Annotated in this window: 19 protein-coding genes and 1 riboswitch; of the genes, 3 read left to right on the top strand and 16 right to left on the bottom strand. The window is 46.8% G+C overall.

The annotated features are described in order from the left end of the window. Window positions 1-15: 15 nt before the first annotated feature. From PO771_RS17125 to PO771_RS17165, 9 genes are all read right to left on the bottom strand, one after another. Window positions 16-1,119 (bottom strand): response regulator, encoded by a 1,104-nt coding sequence (locus PO771_RS17125; protein ID WP_272560860.1) that lies wholly within the window; start codon window positions 1,117-1,119, stop codon window positions 16-18. Further along, complete coding sequence (locus PO771_RS17130) at window positions 1,116-2,999, bottom strand: sensor histidine kinase (RefSeq protein WP_272560861.1); 1,884 nt, start codon at window positions 2,997-2,999, stop codon at window positions 1,116-1,118. The genes PO771_RS17125 and PO771_RS17130 overlap by 4 nt, the downstream gene beginning before the upstream one ends. A gap of 131 nt (window positions 3,000-3,130) precedes the next feature. Beyond that, complete coding sequence (locus PO771_RS17135) at window positions 3,131-4,507, bottom strand: NCS2 family permease (protein WP_272560862.1); 1,377 nt, start codon at window positions 4,505-4,507, stop codon at window positions 3,131-3,133. 35 nt (window positions 4,508-4,542) lie between these two features. Further along, window positions 4,543-6,081, bottom strand: coding sequence for a glutamine-hydrolyzing GMP synthase (gene guaA / locus PO771_RS17140; protein WP_272560863.1), 1,539 nt, complete (start codon window positions 6,079-6,081; stop codon window positions 4,543-4,545). A 165-nt stretch (window positions 6,082-6,246) separates the two neighbouring features. Further along, window positions 6,247-6,350, bottom strand: a riboswitch (purine riboswitch). Window positions 6,351-6,514: 164 nt separating this feature from the next. Continuing rightward, window positions 6,515-8,149 (bottom strand): chaperonin GroEL, encoded by a 1,635-nt coding sequence (gene groL / locus PO771_RS17145; RefSeq protein ID WP_272560864.1) that lies wholly within the window; start codon window positions 8,147-8,149, stop codon window positions 6,515-6,517. Window positions 8,150-8,242: 93 nt separating this feature from the next. Beyond that, window positions 8,243-8,527, bottom strand: coding sequence for a co-chaperone GroES (groES, locus tag PO771_RS17150; RefSeq protein ID WP_272560865.1), 285 nt, complete (start codon window positions 8,525-8,527; stop codon window positions 8,243-8,245). A 230-nt stretch (window positions 8,528-8,757) separates the two neighbouring features. Further along, window positions 8,758-10,146, bottom strand: a complete 1,389-nt coding sequence (locus tag PO771_RS17155) for an L-cystine transporter (protein WP_272560866.1) — start codon at window positions 10,144-10,146, stop codon at window positions 8,758-8,760. A 184-nt stretch (window positions 10,147-10,330) separates the two neighbouring features. Then, window positions 10,331-10,822, bottom strand: coding sequence for a MogA/MoaB family molybdenum cofactor biosynthesis protein (locus PO771_RS17160; protein WP_272560867.1), 492 nt, complete (start codon window positions 10,820-10,822; stop codon window positions 10,331-10,333). Window positions 10,823-10,923: 101 nt separating this feature from the next. Beyond that, the gene (locus tag PO771_RS17165) at window positions 10,924-11,523 is read right to left on the bottom strand and encodes a 5-formyltetrahydrofolate cyclo-ligase (protein WP_272560868.1); all 600 of its coding nucleotides are present in this window, start codon (window positions 11,521-11,523) and stop codon (window positions 10,924-10,926) included. 80 nt (window positions 11,524-11,603) lie between these two features. On the opposite strand from PO771_RS17165, the gene abc-f reads away from it, so the two are divergent. After that, window positions 11,604-13,550 carry a ribosomal protection-like ABC-F family protein gene (gene abc-f / locus PO771_RS17170; RefSeq protein WP_272560869.1) on the top strand — a complete coding sequence of 649 codons (1,947 nt, stop codon included), beginning with the start codon at window positions 11,604-11,606 and terminating at the stop codon, window positions 13,548-13,550. A 136-nt stretch (window positions 13,551-13,686) separates the two neighbouring features. Here abc-f and PO771_RS17175 read toward each other — a convergent pair whose 3' ends face one another. The 7 genes from PO771_RS17175 to PO771_RS17205 all read right to left on the bottom strand — a co-directional run bounded on the left by PO771_RS17175 (window position 13,687) and on the right by PO771_RS17205 (window position 20,329). Beyond that, complete coding sequence (locus tag PO771_RS17175; RefSeq protein ID WP_272560870.1) at window positions 13,687-15,756, bottom strand: hypothetical protein; 2,070 nt, start codon at window positions 15,754-15,756, stop codon at window positions 13,687-13,689. Window positions 15,757-16,065: 309 nt separating this feature from the next. Further along, window positions 16,066-17,109 (bottom strand): tRNA (adenosine(37)-N6)-threonylcarbamoyltransferase complex transferase subunit TsaD, encoded by a 1,044-nt coding sequence (gene tsaD, locus PO771_RS17180; protein ID WP_422665017.1) that lies wholly within the window; start codon window positions 17,107-17,109, stop codon window positions 16,066-16,068. 57 nt (window positions 17,110-17,166) lie between these two features. Beyond that, window positions 17,167-17,631 (bottom strand): ribosomal protein S18-alanine N-acetyltransferase, encoded by a 465-nt coding sequence (rimI, locus tag PO771_RS17185; RefSeq protein ID WP_272560872.1) that lies wholly within the window; start codon window positions 17,629-17,631, stop codon window positions 17,167-17,169. 9 nt (window positions 17,632-17,640) lie between these two features. Continuing rightward, entirely contained in the window at window positions 17,641-18,351 is a 711-nt protein-coding gene (gene tsaB / locus PO771_RS17190) for a tRNA (adenosine(37)-N6)-threonylcarbamoyltransferase complex dimerization subunit type 1 TsaB (protein WP_272560873.1), read from the bottom strand. Continuing rightward, window positions 18,332-18,811, bottom strand: a complete 480-nt coding sequence (gene tsaE / locus PO771_RS17195) for a tRNA (adenosine(37)-N6)-threonylcarbamoyltransferase complex ATPase subunit type 1 TsaE (RefSeq protein WP_272560874.1) — start codon at window positions 18,809-18,811, stop codon at window positions 18,332-18,334. Before tsaE ends, tsaB begins: the two co-directional genes overlap by 20 nt. Window positions 18,812-18,842: 31 nt before the next feature. After that, entirely contained in the window at window positions 18,843-19,859 is a 1,017-nt protein-coding gene (gene thiL, locus PO771_RS17200; RefSeq protein WP_272560875.1) for a thiamine-phosphate kinase, read from the bottom strand. Continuing rightward, window positions 19,856-20,329 carry a SprT family protein gene (locus PO771_RS17205; protein ID WP_272560876.1) on the bottom strand — a complete coding sequence of 158 codons (474 nt, stop codon included), beginning with the start codon at window positions 20,327-20,329 and terminating at the stop codon, window positions 19,856-19,858. Before PO771_RS17205 ends, thiL begins: the two co-directional genes overlap by 4 nt. Window positions 20,330-20,423: 94 nt before the next feature. Between PO771_RS17205 and PO771_RS17210 the strand changes: the two genes are divergently transcribed. Together PO771_RS17210 and cmpA are read left to right on the top strand one after the other, a co-directional pair. Continuing rightward, entirely contained in the window at window positions 20,424-20,768 is a 345-nt protein-coding gene (locus PO771_RS17210) for a hydrolase/acyltransferase (protein WP_272560877.1), read from the top strand. Window positions 20,769-20,841: 73 nt separating this feature from the next. Then, window positions 20,842-20,961: a cortex morphogenetic protein CmpA gene (cmpA, locus tag PO771_RS17215; RefSeq protein WP_272560878.1), complete on the top strand. Its 120-nt coding sequence runs from the start codon at window positions 20,842-20,844 to the stop codon at window positions 20,959-20,961. Window positions 20,962-20,970: the final 9 nt, after the last annotated feature.

Genomic DNA, 20,970 nt, shown 5'->3' on the forward strand with positions numbered 1-20,970 from the left:
CACCACACCCTTTATTCAGTCTTGATACCTCTGCTGAATACACAAAATTTCCGAGATATTAGCAAAAAACAACCGGACAATCTCCGGATCAAAATGCTTGCCACTGCCCTCCCGAATGATCTGGTACGCCTTTTCATTCGGAAACGCTTCTTTATAAGGACGGCGGCTTGTAAGTGCGTCAAACACATCAATCACTGCCACAATTCGTCCACTTAATGGAATACGATCACCAGACAAACCGTTTGGATATCCGGTACCGTCATACTTCTCGTGGTGAGAGATTGCAATCTCACTAGCCAGCTTGAGAAGTGGTGATTCCGAGCCATGCAGAATTTTATGACCGATGACGGTATGCTGCTTCATCTTCTCGAATTCTTCATCCGTCAGTTTGCCTGGCTTGAGCAGAATGTGGTCAGGCACACCGATCTTTCCGATATCATGCATCGGGCTTGCCTGTACCATCATCTCCACTTCCTCAGGGCTCATCCCAAGCGCACGCGCCAATACACCACAGTAATGACTAATGCGCTGAATATGTGCAGCCGTTTCTGGATCTTTGAATTCAGCTGCCGCAGACAAATGCTCTACAATCTGACGGTTACTATGCTCAAGCTTAACGAGCGTCTCTTCCAGCTCTTTTGTACGGTAAGCCACTTCTTCTTCCAACCGCTGATTGGCATGCGCAATCTGACGATAATAATGACGAGTTCGTAGTAATGTACGCACTCGTGCATATAACTCATATCGGTCAATCGGCTTATTCAAAAAATCGTCGCTTCCCTCTTCTAACGCCCGAAGTTTGTCTTCCTTCCGATCCAGGGCGGTTACCATAATAACCGGAAGATAACGACCAGCTACACTTTTAATCACTTTCAAAACATCGTATCCATCCATACCAGGCATCATCACATCAAGCAATACAAGGTCAATCTCTTCCTGCTCAATTCTCCTAAGCGCTTCCTGCCCTGAGTTCGCGCATAGAACCCGGTACCCTTTTATCATCAACATTTGCTCCAGCACATCAAGGTTGTACTCTTCATCATCCACAATCAAAATTGTAGATTTTGTCATATCCACCTTTTCATAGTCCAATTCAGAAGCTACCGAACGCATGCTCATATCGCCGCATCCCCCCCTCTTTTTTCATCGGCAATCAAACCTTCATGTTTACTTGGAAGCTGCACCGTAAAACACGTTCCCTCTCCCTGCTTGCTTTCTACCTGTATACTCCCTTCAAGCAGACGGACCAACCGTTCTACAATAGACAATCCAAGTCCGGTTCCTTTGTATTTACGGCCAAGCGATCCGTCAATCTGTTTAAAAGGCTGAAAAATCAAACCTACATTCTCGGGGGCAATACCAATCCCTGTATCCTCTACCATCAACACAATATGGTTGTCTTCTTTCATTATACGAAGGATAACAGAACCTTGCTCCGTAAATTTAACAGCATTGGATAAAAGATTCATCACAATTTGCTTCAACTTCTGCTCGTCTGTATGCAACCATACATCTTTATCACCTTCAATTGAAAAAGCAATTGACTTTTGTCCACGCAACACAGAAGCATTCTGCATACAAAATTGAACGAGCGCGCGTACATTAACAAGTTGAACACTCACGTTCATCTCACCTGCTTCCATCTTGGACAAATCAAGAATATCCGTAATAAGTCCAAGCAGATGAATTCCACTGTCTTTAATACGCTGAATATTTGTCAATTGGCGCTCTGGAATCGTTCCATTGCATACATCTAGCAAAACATCTGAATACCCAATAATTGCATTCAGCGGCGTACGAAGTTCATGACTCATCGTAGATAAAATCTGAGTTTTTAATGCAGCTGCCTCTTCCGCGACTTTCCGCTCTTTTTTTAATTCCTCAATATATTGTACATTTTGCAGTGCCACACTGAGTGAACGAGTGAAATTTCGCAAAACATCCAGATCATCTTCTGTAAATTGAAGGGCTTCCCTTTTGTCCCGTACATAAAACCAGCCTATACTTACGGAACCTGCTGTAATCGGAATGGAAAGTAGATGGTCATCCTCATGACTCTCATTGTTATTCAACCAATCTGCCAAGCGATCTGAGCCAGCGGCAACAATGCGTAGTTTTGCTTTGCTGTTATAAGAATACACGCAGAGTACCGCTTCTTTCGCACCGACTATATCCCGAACGTTTGTAACAATGTCTTGCAAGACATCACTATTGACGTGAAGAGAACTGTGCAATTGTTCCGTCAGTCTGTACATGGCCTGAATTTGTCGCTGCCGATGGTTCAACTGTTGCAAATATACCCGCCGAATCATCCACATCAGCATAATAAGCGGAAGACCGATCACAACAATTACCACACCTGCCCTTTCCAGAACATCATATAGCGTAATAACAGAGCCGATCGTTTTAGCAATCAAATACACAAACATCGTTGTAGTCACGAATATACCGGCTAATGCCAGCACAATCGAGATAGCCGCACTCACTCCCCAAAAACGTGTTTCCATCTGCACCGTAAGCCCATGACGATATAAGTATTGATGAACCTGAACTAAAAGCAAAAAATAAAACGGAGAGTATGTGGTCATCATAACACCAGCAAAAATAATACTAAGAAACCACACCTTGTTTGTCGTATCAAATAACGCATTGGAAAGAAAAAATGCACTCATTAGAAATGCGATCATGCTGAATAAAACGTATTCACGCATCATGGAATCAAGCGAGAGACGAATAAGCTGAGGGATTTGTTTGCTATCTATGTCACTACGGGGCTGGTTATACGCAGTAATGTTCGTCATCCATGTAAAAAATCTACGCAAAAAAAGCAGGCAGAGTAAAAAAATCCCTCCTGCCACAATCAAAATCAACAGTGAACCTTGCCACAACCGTTCCACTTCTGAACGATGCAGCAGGTTAGCTGAAACAGCAAAAATAATACTAAGAAGTGCTGGGACCAGAAAACTGGACAAGCACAGCAATAAAATTCTTTTTTTCATACAGCCTCCTGCTCAATTGAGTGATACAGATCGCTCATGCGGTCTCGACTATACGACTGATTTTACGATTTTTTCAATAAAAAAAGAAGCAATTCTTGTAAAATTGCTTCTTTTTTATATATCCAACTTATTTATACATTAAGCTCCGTAAAGATAAACCGTACGAGAATAAGCAAGGATAACAGCCACATCATCCAATGAATTTTGTGTTTGCCTCCTACCATCCGGTTTGCTGACGCTAATACGACATAGAACAAAATCCCAAATGAAATCCCGTTCGCAATCGAATACGTTAGCGGCATCATAATAATCGTGAAGAATGCTGGTATTGCCAGCACCATATCATCCCAATCAATGCTGCGAACTGCACCCATCATGAGTACACCCACAATGATCAGTGCCGGAGCGGTTGCCTGTCCTGGCACAAGCAATGCCAGCGGAGCGAGGAACAATGCCAGCAAGAACATAATCCCTGTTGTAACAGAAGTCAGACCTGTACGGCCACCTTGTCCAACACCTGCCGCACTTTCCACAAAAGCTGTAATTGTACTCGTACCAAGAAGTGCACCCAGACTTACACCACCTGCATCCACAAGCATAGCACGGCCAATTTTCTGTTTCGAATCCGGTTTGTCAAGCAGACCTGCTTTCGAAGCAGTACCTGTCAGTGTTCCAAATGTATCGAAAAGTTCTACAAATGTAAACGTAAAGATGATCGTTAACAGCCCTGCATTCATCGCACCCGCAAAATCAAGTTGACCGAATGCTACGTGGCTAAAATCTGGAATCCAGTGCGCACCATGAAGCGAGGAAAGATTTGTAACCCCGAGCGGAATCCCGATAATCGTTGTCACAATAATTCCAATCAGAATCGCTGCCTGCACACGCATAACCATAAGAATACTTGTGATGAGAAGACCGATTACAGTAAGCAGCACTGCTTTGTCTTCCATGAAGTTCCCAAGCTGCATCAACCAATCATTCGCACCAAGATGGCTAAATGGCTTTGCGCCATCTTTTCCAATGTAGAATGCCGTTAACAAACCACTTGTTTTAAATCCAATAATCGTAATAAATAACCCGATCCCAACGGTAATCGCCGAACGAAGCGCATCGGGTACCGCCTCCAGAAGGAGCTGGCGAACTTTGGTAACCGTGAGAATAATAAAGATAATACCTGAGATAAAAACAGATGCTAAGCCAATCTGCCACGTAATATGTCCACCTGAGCTCATAATAACAGCGGCAAAGTATGCATTTAATCCCATACCCGGTGCAAGCGCAATCGGATAGTTAACAAACAGGCCCATCAAAATCGTAACCAGACCAGCCCCCAATGCGGTCGCAATAAAGACCGCATTGAAGTCCATGCCTGTAGCACCGCCAGCTGTTAACGTCAGCGGATTTACGATCAGAATATAAGCCATGGTGATGAATGTTGTCAGACCAGCAATGATCTCAGTCCGTACATTCGTATTGTTCTCACGTAATTTAAAGAACTTATCCATGTTTTATTCCGTCCTTTTCCTTATCTTATTCCTGCTTATTCCCACTCGATTGTTGCCGGTGGCTTAGAAGTAATATCATACACAACACGGTTAATGTGTTTCACTTCGTTTACGATGCGAACTGAGATTTTCTCTAGTACATCGAACGGAATGCGCGCCCAGTCTGCTGTCATGCCGTCAATGGATGTAACCGCACGAATTCCAATCGTATAATCATACGTACGACCGTCTCCCATAACGCCTACACTGCGCACGTCTGGAAGTACAGTGAAGTACTGCCATATGTCACGATCAAGACCTGCTTTTTTGATTTCATCGCGCAGGACAAAGTCAGACTCACGAACGATTTCGAGTTTCTCTTCCGTTACTTCACCAAGCACACGAATACCAAGACCTGGGCCTGGGAATGGCTGACGCCATACGATTTCATGCGGCATACCAAGCTCTTCGCCCACTTTGCGCACTTCATCTTTGAACAACTTGTTCAGCGGCTCAATCAATTCGAACTTCATATCTTCTGGCAGACCGCCCACGTTATGGTGTGACTTGATTGTTTGTGCTGTCGCCGTACCACTTTCTACAATATCTGTATACAGTGTACCTTGTGCAAGGAAGTCCATGTCAGTCAGCTTACTTGCTTCTTCTTCAAATACATAAATGAATTCGTTACCGATAATTTTGCGCTTTTGTTCAGGATCAGATACCCCTTTTAGTTTACCCAAGAAGCGATCACGCGCATCAATTTTGATCAAGTTCATATGGAACTTCTCACCGAATGTTTCCATAACACTTTCTGCTTCACCTTTGCGCAGCAAACCATGGTCTACGAACATGCAAGTCAGTTGATCCCCAATCGCCTTATGGATAAGAACAGCTACAACAGAAGAATCAACGCCACCGCTCAGTGCACATAGCACTTTTTTGTCTCCAACTTGCTGGCGAATTTCTTCCACCATCATGTCGATGTAATTTTCCATCGTCCAGCTGCCTTCGCACTTACAGATCTCGAACAGGAAGTTCTTAATCATGTCGTTACCGCGTACGGAATGACGCACTTCTGGGTGGAACTGCACTCCATAGAAGTTACGTTCTGGATGACTGATTGCAGCTACCGGACACGCCTCGTTACTTGCATCAATCCGGAATCCTTCCGGTACTTCGATTACTTTATCAGTATGGCTCATCCATACCGTTTCGGTTTTATTAAGATCTTTGAAAAACGGTGTGTCATTATGAATCGCAATGTCAGAACGACCATATTCGCGAACGTTCGCAGATTCTACTTTACCCTTAAGCTGATGCGACATAAGCTGCATACCGTAGCAAATGCCAAGTACCGGCACACCAAGGTCATAAATAGCTGGATCGCTTTGCGGCGCTCCTTCTGCATATACACTAGCCGGGCCACCTGAGAAGATGATTCCTTTCGGGTTAAGCTTTTTCAGCTCTTCTGCCGGCATATTATATGGTACGAGTTCGCTGAAAACACCAAGATCGCGCACTCGACGTGCAATCAACTGGTTGTACTGTCCTCCGAAGTCAAGTACGACTACTAACTCTTTCGGCTTGTCCATTGTGTAAACATCCCCTTCTGTATTTGCGTTGAAAATATGGGAGAAAGACATTGTGTATGAAAATATGGGATTCACAAACTTTGCCTCTCTAGTTTCCCCCGTATAAAACAAAAAAAACCAGGAACCCTCTATACAAGTAAACCGTCTGGATAGAGTGGCAGAAACCTGGCATGGTGTCTGCCTCATAGTCGAACGAGTTTTACGGTCATTCGGTAGAAACTTTCAGGCCATATCCCTGAGATTATATGAGGTCGTGCTATTGATATTTGTTTTAACGAGATAAGTTTACCAGAGGGAGAAGAAAAGTCAATAGATTATATCCGTACGTAATTCATTTTTTCATGGTTAATGTACGGGTTTTACGGTTTGATCCATAAAAAAGAACCCCTGGATGTATTCCAGAGGTTCCGAACATTCGCATTTGCGAATGATCTTACATCATTCCCATGCCGCCCATGCCACCCATGCCGCCCATATCAGGCATGCCTGGTGCATTTTTCTCCGGCTTGTCAGCAACGATTGCTTCTGTAGTCAGGAACATCGCAGCAACAGATGCTGCGTTTTGCAGCGCAGAGCGAGTTACTTTTGCAGGGTCAACGATCCCCGCTTCAATCATGTTCACCCACTGCTCAGTTGCAGCATTGAAGCCTGTGCCTACAGCTTCTTTTTTCAGACGATCTACGATTACAGAACCTTCAAGGCCTGCATTCGCTGCGATCTGACGCACTGGCTCTTCAAGAGCACGCAGTACGATGCGTACGCCTGTTGCTTCATCTGCATCAGCCTGTACTTGTTCTACACTGTTGTAGATAGAAACAAGTGCTGTACCACCACCTGCTACGATACCTTCTTCAACCGCTGCACGAGTTGCGTTGAGAGCATCTTCAATACGGAGTTTCTTTTCTTTCAGTTCCGTTTCAGTTGCTGCACCGACTTTGATAACCGCTACGCCGCCTGCGAGTTTCGCCAGACGCTCTTGCAGTTTCTCTTTGTCGAATTCAGATGTAGTTGTTTCGATTGCAGAACGGATTTGGTTCACGCGAGCATCGATTGCTGCTTTGTCGCCAGCGCCTTCTACGATCGTTGTGTTTTCTTTTGTTACCACAACTTTGCCTGCACGGCCGAGTTGCTCAAGACCAGCAGATTTCAGGTCAAGACCGAGGTCTTCTGTGATAACCTGACCGCCAGTAAGTGCTGCGATATCTTCGAGCATCGCTTTGCGGCGATCGCCGAAGCCTGGAGCTTTAACTGCTACAGCATTGAATGTACCACGCAGTTTGTTTACAACGAGAGTTGCCAATGCTTCGCCTTCTACATCTTCAGCGATGAGGAGAAGCGGCTTGCCTTGTTGTACAACTTTCTCGAGTACTGGCAGCATTTCTTGAATGCTTGTGATTTTCTTATCTGTGATCAGGATGAACGGGTTGTCAAGAACCGCTTCCATCTTGTCAGTGTCTGTAATCATGTATGGAGATGCGTATCCACGGTCGAATTGCATACCTTCTACAACGTCAAGTTCAGTTGTGAAGCCTTTAGATTCTTCCACAGTGATAACGCCGTCTTTGCCGACTTTCTCCATCGCTTCTGCGATCAGTTGACCGATTTCTTGGTCGCCAGCAGAGATCGCTGCAACTTGTGCGATAGACTCTTTGCCTTCGATTGGCTTAGAGATTGCATGCAGTTCTTCAACCGCTTTGCGAACCGCTTTGTCGATACCTTTGCGGATATCCATTGGGTTAGCACCCGCTGTAACGTTTTTCAGACCTTCACGGATCATCGCTTGTGCGAGAACTGTTGCAGTTGTTGTACCGTCACCGGCTACATCGTTTGTTTTTGTCGCTACTTCTTTAACGAGCTGTGCGCCCATGTTCTCGAATGCATCTTCGAGTTCGATTTCTTTCGCGATGCTCACACCGTCATTTGTGATGAGCGGAGAGCCAAATTTTTTCTCGAGTACAACGTTACGGCCTTTCGGTCCGAGTGTTACTTTTACTGCGTCTGCCAGTGCATCAACACCACGGAGCATTGCGCGGCGTGCTTCTTCGCTAAAACGAATATCTTTAGCCATTCTGACTTCGCCTCCTGAATATGTAGATTTATCGTATTTGAACGGTAGAATTTCGTACCTGTGTGTACTTACTTAAAATGACGTTCTCAGTGATTAGTCAACAATTGCGAGAATGTCGCTTTCACGCATGATCAGAAGTTCTTTACCATCGAATTTCACTTCTGTGCCTGCGTATTTCGAGTAGATGACCTTTTGGCCTTCTTGTACTTCGAGAGCTACGCGCTCGCCATTTTCCATTACGCGACCACTGCCTACAGCAACGATTTTACCTTCCTGCGGTTTCTCTTTCGCTGTTTCCGGAAGTACGATTCCGCTAGCAGTCGTTTCTTCTTTTGCGATAGCTTCGATAATCACACGATCACCTAATGGCTTTAACACTGAAAACAACCTCCCTGTAACTTTTGATTGTTAGCACTCATTACTATCGAGTGCTAACACAATTATTATAATAGCCATTTCTCCCCTATTTGGCAAGAGTTCCAGGGGAAAAATTTTTCCTTTCCCATTCTATCCGTGACCGGAAAAGTTTATACCTTACTAGACTTGGCTAAACAACAGACCCCCTTTAATGCCCAGAAGGCTTAAGGGGGTCTGTTATTCTTATAGAATTAGACTTCTAGCTGCCCTTGTTTCGGAGCTGCGTATACGTCTGTATCCAGTTCTTTTGTTAGCTTACTTGTCAGAATACCTGCTGTCATACTGCCGCTTACATTGAGTGCAGTACGCCCCATATCAATCAATGGTTCAACTGAAATGAGAAGCCCCGCAAGACCAACCGGAAGATTCATAGCGGAGAGCACAAGCAGAGCCGCAAATGTCGCACCGCCACCTACACCAGCTACCCCAAATGAACTGATCGCTACTACAGCAATCAACGTAAAAATAAAGGATGGGGAAAGCGGATTAACACCTACTGTCGGCGCAATCATAATCGCCAGCATCGCCGGATAAATACCGGCGCAGCCGTTCTGACCAATCGAAAGACCGAATGAACCTGCAAAGTTTGCGATTCCTTCTGGCACACCAAGCTCTTTTGTCTGTGTCTTCACATTCAAAGGCAGGGTACCTGCACTTGTACGGGACGTAAACGCGAATGTCAAAACCGGAATCACTTTCTTCACATATGTGACCGGATTCAGACCTGCAAATGTCAGCAAGAGTAGATGAATAATGAACATTACAATGAGTGCAGCATACGATGCCACAACGAATTTGCCCAGCTTCCAGATCGAATCATAATCACTTGTCGCGGTCACCTTTGTCATCATCGCTAAGATACCGTATGGCGTCAAACGAAGAATGAGCGTCACAACACGCATGATGACCGCATACACCGCTTCTACTATCTTCACAAAAAACTCAGCCTGTTCTGGCTGCTTTTGCTTCACGCCAAGATACGCAAAGCCGAGAAACGCGGCAAAGATAACAACCGCAATAGTAGATGTAGGACGATCCCCTGTCAGATCCAGAAACGGATTTGCTGGAAGCAGCTCCACGATCTTTTCTGGAAGCGTCATATCTTCTACCTTACCAAGCTTCTCTTCCAATGCGGCAGCGCGTTTCATTTCCGCGTCACCCTGATGGATTTGCACCGCTTCTAGTTTGAAGCCGAGTGCTGAAGCAATCCCGATTGATGCAGCAACTGCCGTTGTTCCAACGAGAATCGCAATAATTAGCGTGCTAATTTTCCCGATATTGTTCGTCAGCTGAACCTTTGTAAAAGCTGAAAGAATCGAGATGAATACAAGCGGCATCACAATCATCTGTAGGAAGGTGACGTACCCATCCCCGACAATGTTAAACCAGTCAATGGATGTTTTAAGAGTTTCGGACTCCTGTCCGTACACCCATTGTAAAACAAGACCAAACACAATCCCTAGTCCAAGCGCTGCAAATACGCGCTTTGAGAAGGAGACATGCTTTCGTTGCATCGTATATAAACCAAAAATAATAGCAAGCAATATCGCTATGTTCACAAGTACCCATAGCACGTTCATGATGTTCCCCTCCTGATCATTTATCAATCAAATTAATTTATATTACAATAATCCCGATTGGTCAAGTTAGTTTTAAGAGTTTCTACACTTTACTATAAAAAAAAGAGCCGACAATTCGACTCTCTACTGTTTCGTTATGTTTTTCTATCGTAAAAACTTTCTCTTCTCTAATCGTCAGCCGTTGTTACTTTGCAATATTTTCACTTTTACCTTGAATGATCGCAAGTGCTGACGAGATCTGATCCGCAATGGCAAGGAAACACCATTCCATAGCTGGCAGGCTTCCTGGCAGATTAATAATGAGTGCATTGCCACGTGTTCCAACCGTTGCACGCGTCAACAAGACTTTACGCGAATGCTCCAACGCACCCCGACGCATTTCTTCTGCCAATCCCGGTACGTGGCGGTCAATGACAAGCTCGGTTGCTTCCGGGGTTACATCTTCCGGGCTTAAGCCTGTCCCACCGATTGTTAACAACAGGTCCACCCGTTCGCGGTCTACCAGTTCAATCATACTCTCTTTCAGCATCTCGATATTGTCCGGTGACAGTCGATGCTCCGCTACTGCCGCATCCAGATTTTTCTTCAACAATCCTTCTAACTTTGGAAAACAATCATTTTCTCTTTCTCCACGATAGACCGAGTTGCTAGATGTAATGACCCCAATTTTCCACATTCAGGCAAACCCCCGTTACATTAAAAAAGTTCAATAGAAGCCGTAGTTTATTATACCGTAAAACCATCCGGTTCAGGTGCATTCAATTCCTGTATACATTGTCAAAATCGTGAACAAATTGTAATACCCTGCTCGGTTATAATTCGATCGACCCGACAATCATGCGGCTCGAACGGTAAAGAATCTACCATCTGCCCTTCAAAACATACGGCAGCCAGCAATGGCTTTTGCGGTAACATGGCTAAAAAGCGATCATAATAGCCTCCGCCATATCCCATACGTAAGCCATTCCGGGTAAATGCAACACCGGGTACAATAATAGCATGAAGTTCTGCTCTCTGCCAACACCACGCTTCCGAGTGTGTCACATCTGGTTCTCGAATGCCGTACGGTCCATGCACCAGGCTATCCCAACCTTGAAACCGATACAATGTCATCTGTTTACTTATGGGATCTGTTTTCGGAATATATACTTGTTTACCGGCTTCTACACATTCATCCACAAATGTGTCAAGATTTACCTCATCCCCAAAAGATAAAAACGTAAAAATACGCTCAGCCTCTTGAATCTCCGGCATCGCAAGCAAGTATCGCACGATTGCGTCAGACTTAACCCGTCTCTCCTCTGATCCTATTGCGGCTCTCCTAGCTAACATATCACGACGTAGCAACTGTTTCTCCTGCTTTTTATCTGTCTCCACTTACGTTCCCCCCCCCTGTTTCTTCTCTCTTAATTTTACGCTAAAATGAATGGTGGATAGAAGGACTGAGGTGGATATTTATGATTTTGTTGCAAACCCAGAACATCGCCAAATCATTCAGCGCGAATCCCGTGCTTTCTACTATTAATATGGTTCTGCAAAGCGGCGAACGTATTGGGCTTGTTGGCGTGAACGGCGCTGGCAAATCGACGTTATTGAAGATCATCACTGGACAAATGCTTCAGGATGAAGGCGACATTATTAAAGCAAAAGATACAACTATCGGCTATCTTGCCCAGGACAGTGGCCTTGATACAGACCGAACCATCTGGGATGAGATGATGCTTGTGTTCTCTCATTTCAAAGAAAAAGAGGCAGAACTGCGACGGCTTGAGAAGCAAATCGCCGATCCGGATAGTATCGCCGATCCAGTTCTACATGAACGTCTTCTGAATACGTACTCTCATCTTGTCGATGATTTTAAAGCGCAAGGCGGTTATCAATATGAAGCGACAACTCGCTCGATCCTGCACGGCATGCGTTTTTTCCCGGAGCAATACACCGTGCCGATTCGACAGTTAAGCGGCGGTCAGAAAACGCGGCTTGCACTGGCTCGCCTGCTTCTCTTGCAGCCGGACGTACTCATTCTCGACGAGCCGACTAACTATCTCGACATCGAAACCTTAGGCTGGCTTGAGAAGTATTTACTTGGCTATCCAGGTGCCCTGCTCGTCGTATCACATGACCGTTTCTTTCTCGACTCGCTTGTTAACATCATTTATGAACTGGAACGGACACATGTCACGCGCTACACCGGTAACTACAGCAGCTATCTCATTCAGAAAGGTGAGCGCTTAGAGCAACAGCTCCGCCAGTTCGAGAAACAGCAGGCCGAGATTTCACGCATCGAGCAGTTCATTCAGCGTAATATTGCGCGCGCTTCCACAACCAAACGAGCACAAAGCCGCCGCAAGCAGCTTGATCGTATGGATGTAATGGACCGACCGGCTGGTGAATTAAAACGGGCACAGTTTAGTTTTGATATCGAAAAGGTAAGCGGAAATCAAGTATTGATGGCACGCGACGTAGCAGTCGGCTATCAAGATAAAGTGCTTGCTCGCCATCTGACATTTGATGTGGCACGCGGCGAACGCATCGCGCTGCTCGGTCCAAACGGCCTCGGCAAATCGACACTGCTGAAAACCATTGTCGGGCGTCTGCAGTCACTTGCAGGTGAGATCTCATACGGCAGCAATGTCATGATCGGCTTCTATGATCAAGAACAGAAAACCCTGAATCCGACCAAACAAGTACTCCATGAATTATGGGACGACTATCCGAACATGCTGGAAAAAGACGTTCGCACTGTGCTTGGCAACTTCCTATTCAGCGGAGACGATGTACTCAAGAAAATTAGCGAGCTAAGCGGCGGCGAGAAAGCTCGCGTTTCACTTGCCAAACTCATGCTGCAAAAAGCAAATTTGCTCATTCTTGATGAACCGACAAACCATCTCGACCTATTCAGCAAAGAAATTCTGGAAGAAGCGCTAGACGAGTATCCCGGCACGATTCTGTTCGTGTCCCATGACCGCTACTTCTTGAATAAAATCGCGACTCGCGTGCTGGAAATGACGCCAGATGGGGTCATCTCATATCTTGGTAACTATGATTACTATGTAGCCAAAAAAGAGGAATTAGCCGAACTAAAAGTAGCTGCCTCCTCTAAGAATGATTCTTCCTCCTCCGACCAGTCATTATCCTCGACTGGAACGAGTAAACAACGCTTCATCCAGGATAAAGAGGTAAAAAAAATGGAGCGTCAGCGTCAACGCCGTATCGAAGAACTAGAAGGAAACATTGAGAAATTCGAAGCGAGAATAGCGGAAATCGAAGCAGAATTGTGTCACCCGGACGTATTTGGTGACCATGAGCAGGCACTCGCTCTTACGACGGAACTCGAACAACTTCGTGGCAAACTCGATGCCTGTCTAGAAGAATGGACGGAACTACAAGAAGAGCTAGAATAATTCGAAACGAGGCTGTCTCAAACGCTGTAACAAAGCGACTGAGGTAGTCTCGTTTTTCTTGGAGGGAGGTTTTCTCCAAAGTATGGTGGAGGAGCGGGATCGGACGGGACCTCGTCACTTCTCCCACTCCCTCCCACTACACGTTGTCGGTATCACGAAAATCCGCTCTTTCATCCAAAAGACCACATATATACGGAACAAGCGCATACAATACCGCAAGCGCAGCTGTAATAATCCCAGAATCATTCAGAAGAACAGCTACAACAGAGCCGAGCCCTATCGTACCAAATGCAGAAGGAAGCCCTGAGTACCGGGTAACCAATCTCTGACTCTCTTCCCGGCATCGAAAGGCAACCAGCCCAGCCAGTACCAAACTAATCAGAAACAGACGACTCCATGCCGATGACAGAATTAATTTCCAGTTCATCGTCAGTTTGCGTTCCACAATCCGCCCAATCTCTGCCCAATTGCCTGCTATAAGCTCACCTACAGCTCGCCCGATATGAGACTGATCCATCGTTGGAAGCTGATAATTAATGATAAGAAATACCCCCGCACCTGCCAGTGCTATTCCACTCGCTACCGTAACTGTACGCAAGGAAAATGGAATGTCAATAAGCCGCATCACCAGGTAGAAACCTGCGGCCAGAAACACAAAAATCCCCCCTGCCTTACTTCCAAGCCCAGGCCAGGCAGCATATACAAGCAAAACGAGTCCAGTGATTGCTGCCACTATCCCACAGCTACGCCGCTTTAGGCCCGTATATTCAGCCAGCAATGCCAAACTGAGTGCCCAGCCACCTAGCAGCACCCCCATGTATTCATTACCAATACCGTAATACCGTGCACCAATCACCGGATCATAGCCTAAATAGGAATGCTTGATTAACGTAGCACCGGACAGGCCATCCATTAGCAGCGGCAGCCAGCCCAGAATACCAATCCAAAAAAAGCAGGTAATAAACGGTAGACGACCTATCGTATACGCTCCAATTGAACAAGCTCCTAGTAGAAACAGCCAAACCAAAAACGGTCCAGGCAAACCTGGAATAAGCGGTAGAAAAAGCAATGCCGGTGGTACGAACAGTAGGGCACGCAGAACAAATGGAAGTACCGAGCGCAGCCACCATCGCAAGCGACGTATCTTAATCCGCGAAGGTAATACCACTACCGCCAGTATAAGCGAAAACACGACAAGTCCAACATACGGATACAGCACCGCCGGTCTCGTCGCGTATATATGGTCCATTTTCTCTATTTCCCGCCACAGCTCTGTCTGTCCCTCTCCCCTTATGACGGATAACGGTAACCCCTTCATCTCTGGTGGAACTGAGATACCAAACCACGTTAAGATCGTCGGGGCCAGATCGATATTGGCAATAAGTCCAGGCCGTCGCGTCGTGCCGGACGTCAATAAACCACCAGACTGCCCCTCCCATAAAAGAACTGGGGCCAGACGTTTTTTCTGCGCAATGGCTTCCGCAGGCAGAGACGCAGATACAACTAGTAAGCGATCCCCCGCTTGGAGCTGTTTGCGCAGCGCTCCAATCCACATAAATGTCTCACGGAGTACACTTGCTCGCAGCTTGGCATACCGTCTCTCATTCATGATCGAATGGTACCGCGTCAGGCGGGCAAGATCTCCATGCTCAATCACAAGAAAATGCACACCGTTTTGCCGCCACATCGCGGTTTTGACAAGCAGTCGTTCTCCATCTATCCGGCTGCCTCCCGGAAAGTCTGGTGCATCTCGCAAAATATCTGCGCCAATCGCTCCGTGTGGGGTAACCCCCTGACGGTTCATCGTAAGAAGAGGTGCGAGACGACTTATGCTATCTGTGTCACTGTTCCCCGCAGCCGCCCGTTGAATTCCATATCGCTCTACCGTCTCTCCGAGCAAGCCGGGAATAGCGCCCGTATTACGCTGTTCATTTTCTTTTTCAAACAATGGGATAGAGGGAAGCAAAATGCTTTCTCCTGTTAGATCAATGGGAAGTGTGCCATACAGCTGTTTGTACTGGCGCAGTACTTTTTCGTTCTGCTCCGTCACACCATAGGAGCGCCTCCCTTGATCCGGATAAACAGCTCGAACACCGGATGCGATGGTAGCCACTGTGTGGATATCTTTTAGAGAGGCAGCGGTCCGCGTATTCATTACACCGAAGGCTGCTTCCTTTAACCATAAAAATTCTGAATCCTGGGACAAGTTGTGGATATCTTCTGACGATAAGGCAGGAATCAGCACCGTATAAACAGCTGAATGTGTATAACCTGCCCTTGCTACTGGGTAAAATCCAAAGAAAAGCACGCTTATTATGAAACATAAGAAGGATATCTTTCTCATTGTATACAAACACGCTGTCTCCTTTTCTACATACCCACATTTTTATCCACAGAATCAGTATAGGTATATCAAGTTATCCACGATTATATCCACATTATTCACAACCTGTGCATAACTTTATTAACGTACTATCCACAATAAAAAAACAACCCTATAAATAGGGTTGCCCTTTTATCGTAGCGGTAAACCGGGGATTGCATTTAGATCCATATCTGCCAGCATTCCTTTTTGATACCCAATATATCCTGCACCTGCGATCATAGCTGCGTTGTCCGTACAAAGTGAAAGCGGTGGAATGATCAATTCAACACCTTCCACAGCGGCCCGGCTGGTAAGCGCCTCACGCAGCCCTTTATTCGCAGCCACTCCACCAGCAAGTAGAAGCTGCTTAACCGAGCGCTCCTTCATTAATCGGAATGCTTTCTCAACGAGCACTTCTACGACAGACGCCTGGAAGCTAGCTGCAAGATCGGCTGGCTCAATCGTTTCTCCACGCTGATTTGCATTGTGCAGTACATTCAGTACGGCCGATTTCAAACCACTAAAGCTGAAATCATACGAGCCTGCTTCCAACCACGCACGAGGGAGTGGAATGGATGCTGTCCCTTCCTGTGCCAGACGATCAATATGCGGACCACCCGGATACGGCAGCCCGAGCGAGCGAGCAACTTTATCGTAAGCCTCTCCGACAGCATCATCACGTGTCTGCCCAATAATCTCATACGAGCCGTGTTCTTTCATATACACAAGCTCTGTATGTCCTCCAGATACGACAAGTGCCAGAAGTGGGAATTCAAGTTCCTTAACAAAGCGATTCGCATAAATATGACCTGCAATATGATGTACGCCAACAAGCGGAATCCCGCGGGCGAATGCGATCGATTTAGCTGCCGCTACTCCTACTAGAAGTGCTCCGACCAGACCAGGACCGCACGTAACCGCAATCGCGTGAATATCGTCCCATGTACACGCTGCTTCCTGAAGTGCTTGCTCAATGATGAGTGTAATATTCTCCACATGATGGCGCGATGCTACTTCCGGCACAACGCCACCAAATCGTTTATGACTCTCAATCTGCGACGAAATCACATTCGACAGAATGGTCCGTCCATCTTCAATTACAGCAGCTGATGTCTCGTCACAGCTTGTCTCAATGCCCAGAATCCGAATCGGTCCACCTGCTTCCAAGTCAGCCTTCCGCCGCATCTCAACCATTTGTCTCCATTTTGTATAACTCATATGTACCCACCTGTACTTTTTCTATCCTAATTTTTATTGACCAGAGAGTTCCGCCCACATAATAATCGCATCCTCTCCGTTATCGGTATAATAACCGGGGCGAATGCCTTCCGCTTTGAAGGTTAGTTTCTCATATAGCCGCTGAGCTGGTATATTGCTGCGTCGCACTTCTAACGTCATATGCGCAGCCCCTGACTCAAACGCTACTAACATAAGCGCCCGCATCAGCTTCTCACCCAATCCATGCCCGCGAAAATCCGGATGAACCGCGATATTTGTAATATGCGCTTCGTCCACAACAAGCCACATGCCACCATATCCAATCACCCTGCCTTCAGATTCGACAACAAGATAGCGGGCAAATACATTCGTTTGGATTTCATTAATAAATGAATCTCTAGACCACGGTGTCGTAAAGGAATGTTTCTCCACGATTTCAATGTCATCGAGATCTCGCATTTCCATGCGTCGAATTACAACCAATCGCTCTGTTTTCATACGCCCCACCTACTTCTTCTGGGCAGCAAGCCATTTAGCTTCCGCTTCCGCTAGCTGCAAATAGACTGGGGTAAAAGCCGCTACATCTTCCGTACGACCTGCTGCCCACGCTTTCCTTCCAGCCTCTGCTAGATGAGCCGCACGGGGAAGTGAATATGAAACAGGAGCAAAGATGGCACGACTGCCGAGCTGCTCTACAATCCGCTCTTGATGCAGTGCCACATCGTCCCCGAGAAACAACATCGGCGGCTCTCCCGGAAGTTCCCTCCACGCTTGTAGCGCATTCTCTAGCAGTACAATGCGCTCTTCCTCTACCACTTCGATGCCGTCTTCTCCCGAATGGTAGACGGCTGTATACACTTGACCTCGTCGCGCGTCAAACAGCGGCACGATCAGGCCGGGAAAGTGCATCCCGTTCCAAGCGATCACCTCTAGACTTGATATCCCGATCAATGGAATGCCAAGCGACCAGGCCATACTTTTCGCCGTTGCCACACCAATACGAACACCTGTATACGAACCAGGTCCCTGCGCTACGACGATAGCAGACAGATCAGTAGGTGCCAGCTCTACTTCAGTGAGCAATTCACTAATCAGCGGCATAAGCCGAATACTGTGATTTTTTTTAAGATTCGTGGCGAACTCCCCGAGCACCTTCTGCTCTGTGGAAACTGCCACGCTCAGACTGAACGTAGATGTATCAATTGCTAGGATGTTCATTTGCTATCGCCTCACATACTTTTTGATAACGAGAACCATGCGGTGTAAACACAAATGTGCGTGTATTTTCATTATCACGTGTGATCACGATGTCACACCGCTCTGGCGGAAGCTGTTCCGCAATCATCTGCGGCCATTCTACTACCGTCATGCCATCCCCGTAGAAATATTCATCAAAGCCAAGGTCTTCTCCCATATCTTCCATCCGGTACACATCCATATGATAAAGCGGGAGATGCCCGGAATATTCTTTAATGATTGTAAACGTTGGACTATTCACTACTCCCGGCACACCTAATCCGCGTGCTAGTCCCTGCGTGAAGCTCGTCTTCCCTGCACCCAGATCGCCCGACAGTGTCAGCACATCTCCCGGCTCTGCCATCTTGCCAATCGCTTCTGCAAGCCGCTGCGTCTCCCCGACTGAACGAGTTATGAACGTATACGTTGTTTGCTCTGCCATGTACGCATCCCTTTCCATCAGCTTGATTCTTTTACTGAAAATGATTATACCCTTTTTTCGCAAGTGGCGCTTCTTCTCCACTTATCCGGCGTATACGTACATCTGCCGGTCCCTCTGCCACGTATCCAATCCAGTGCAAGGAAATCCCAGCATCTTGAAACGCCCTGTTTAGCCGTTCCTGCTCATCTGGGGGGGCACAGCCGATTAACTGATAATCTTCCCCACCGTACAACGCCCAATCCTGTGCATGCAGCTCAGTTATAGTTGCGTATGCTACTACGTCATCTGTTACAGGGATGGACCCTTCCATTAGAACAAGCGCCGCCTCGCTTGCTTCTGCAATCTCCCAGGCTTCACTGGCTAGTCCATCGCTCACATCATTCAGTGCGACTCGTACTCCGCTCGCCCCAAGTACACGCCCTGCTGTCACTTGTGGCATTGGGAGACGATGCGCTTCAGCGATCGTTTGCCACCGTTCCGGCAGTTCATCAATTCCCCAAGCGAGTAGTGCGTGTAATCCTGCTCCCGAGCTTCCAACCGGCCCGGTAACAAATATACGGTCTCCCGGCTTTGCTGCTGCCCTCGTAAGCGCACGTCCTGCTTCCACTTCCCCAAGTACCGTAACCGTAACCGTAAGCGGACCATCACCCGGAATGGCAACCGTATCACCGCCTACAAGTGCCATATGGTAGGTGTCAGCTAGGCGAGACATGCCTTCATACATCTCTACGATCTCCGCTTCTTCGAAAGAAGCCGGCAGGCCGAGTGATACTAAATAAAACATAGGGGTCCCGCCCATTGCAGCAATATCGCTTATGTTCGCTGCCAGCGCTTTATGTCCGATATCAGATGGCCGCATCGTTCGTCTGGCAAAATGCACATGCTCTACCATGGTATCGCAGCAAGCAATCCAATCATATCCGGTGCGCCCACTCATCACTGCTGCATCATCGCCATTGCCGACTACAAGCCTATCCGCCAGTGCATCCGGTGTGTGCTGTCCGCCTGTCAACAGACGAATTAAGCCAAATTCATCACGCCGCTTCATCCTTTACACCCCCCCACTTCTTCTAAGATCAACTTGCCTTTGCACTTGCCGCACACATATTTACGCACATCCATCTTCCGCTGCCGTAAATACCGCATGCCGCACGTTTTGCAGGTGAGTGCATACCGTGGTTCCCTCCGTTTTCTCACAGACGGTTCCAGTGACTTACAGTAGCGGCTTCCTCCTACTTGACGGAGCAGTTGCTTAAAATCCGCATCTTTATGCTTGTACCCTCTTCCAGTCAGATGAAGATGATAATGGCACAACTCATGCTTAATAATACCAATTAACTCCTCCATCCCAAACCTTTCATAGTGCTTCGGATTAAATTCGAGATTATGTGTCCGCAGCACATACCGCCCACCCGTTGTTCGCAAGCGTGGATTAAAAGACGCACGATGCCGAAATGGAACAGTAAAGTAGGTACGGGAAATCTCTTCAACAAGCCGCTGCAATTCAGTATCTCCCATCGTCACTTTCCTCTCCTCTGTTTCACCATTTGTCAATAACCCCAACATGCGCTACACTGTGAACATATAGATCACACAAGGGGGATCCGTTTGTATGCATTATTGTATCCTATCTAATGAAAATCGGATTGAATTCATTGCGATGCCATCCGATTATATGTATCAGCTTATCGCCCTGCTGCGCCGCCTGCACAAGGAAATCGATAAGCTTACGACAGAAAATCGTCCGACTCTACCTATCGTGGTCGGAGAATGTACAGAACTTGAACTCCATAATAATGAGTATGCGATTCTATCAGGACTCGATTATCTCGCGGCTCTTGAAAGTCGCTTTGCTGCGCTCAATGAAGAGAACTATCCACTTATCTCGCTTCTAACAGAGATTCGTGCTCTTCACGCACAGCTTGAATACCTCGTTGAAGAGGGCGAATACGCATAGAAAGGTGACAGCACCCTTACTTCCCGCATACAGTAGGTAGAAACGACACCTACCGTCAAGGAGGGAGAGGAGCATGCCTCAGTGGCTCCAACGCCAACTGATGAAAGCCTTTCAGACAAAGAACCGGCGACAAATTCTCCTGCTGAATGACTGCTGGTTTCTGTATCAAGATAAACAGGGGGGCCGAAACTAAACCGTTTCG

Source organism: Aneurinibacillus uraniidurans, assembly GCF_028471905.1.
In the GTDB taxonomy this organism is placed as follows: Bacteria; Bacillota; Bacilli; order Aneurinibacillales; family Aneurinibacillaceae; genus Aneurinibacillus; species Aneurinibacillus uraniidurans.

Excerpts from the sequence above, each read along its gene's own strand:
- PO771_RS17125 (WP_272560860.1), bottom strand. The coding sequence starts at position 1,119 with ATGAGCATGCGTTCGGTAGCTTCTGAATTGGACTATGAAAAGGTGGAT.
- PO771_RS17130 (WP_272560861.1), bottom strand. The coding sequence starts at position 2,999 with ATGAAAAAAAGAATTTTATTGCTGTGCTTGTCCAGTTTTCTGGTCCCA.
- PO771_RS17135 (WP_272560862.1), bottom strand. The coding sequence starts at position 4,507 with ATGGATAAGTTCTTTAAATTACGTGAGAACAATACGAATGTACGGACT.
- guaA (WP_272560863.1), bottom strand. The coding sequence starts at position 6,081 with ATGGACAAGCCGAAAGAGTTAGTAGTCGTACTTGACTTCGGAGGACAG.
- groL (WP_272560864.1), bottom strand. The coding sequence starts at position 8,149 with ATGGCTAAAGATATTCGTTTTAGCGAAGAAGCACGCCGCGCAATGCTC.
- PO771_RS17155 (WP_272560866.1), bottom strand. The coding sequence starts at position 10,146 with ATGAACGTGCTATGGGTACTTGTGAACATAGCGATATTGCTTGCTATT.
- PO771_RS17160 (WP_272560867.1), bottom strand. The coding sequence starts at position 10,822 with ATGTGGAAAATTGGGGTCATTACATCTAGCAACTCGGTCTATCGTGGA.
- abc-f (WP_272560869.1), top strand. The coding sequence starts at position 11,604 with ATGATTTTGTTGCAAACCCAGAACATCGCCAAATCATTCAGCGCGAAT.
- tsaD (WP_422665017.1), bottom strand. The coding sequence starts at position 17,109 with ATGGTTGAGATGCGGCGGAAGGCTGACTTGGAAGCAGGTGGACCGATT.
- rimI (WP_272560872.1), bottom strand. The coding sequence starts at position 17,631 with ATGAAAACAGAGCGATTGGTTGTAATTCGACGCATGGAAATGCGAGAT.
- tsaB (WP_272560873.1), bottom strand. The coding sequence starts at position 18,351 with ATGAACATCCTAGCAATTGATACATCTACGTTCAGTCTGAGCGTGGCA.
- tsaE (WP_272560874.1), bottom strand. The coding sequence starts at position 18,811 with ATGGCAGAGCAAACAACGTATACGTTCATAACTCGTTCAGTCGGGGAG.
- thiL (WP_272560875.1), bottom strand. The coding sequence starts at position 19,859 with ATGAAGCGGCGTGATGAATTTGGCTTAATTCGTCTGTTGACAGGCGGA.
- PO771_RS17205 (WP_272560876.1), bottom strand. The coding sequence starts at position 20,329 with ATGGGAGATACTGAATTGCAGCGGCTTGTTGAAGAGATTTCCCGTACC.
- PO771_RS17210 (WP_272560877.1), top strand. The coding sequence starts at position 20,424 with ATGCATTATTGTATCCTATCTAATGAAAATCGGATTGAATTCATTGCG.
- cmpA (WP_272560878.1), top strand. The coding sequence starts at position 20,842 with ATGCCTCAGTGGCTCCAACGCCAACTGATGAAAGCCTTTCAGACAAAG.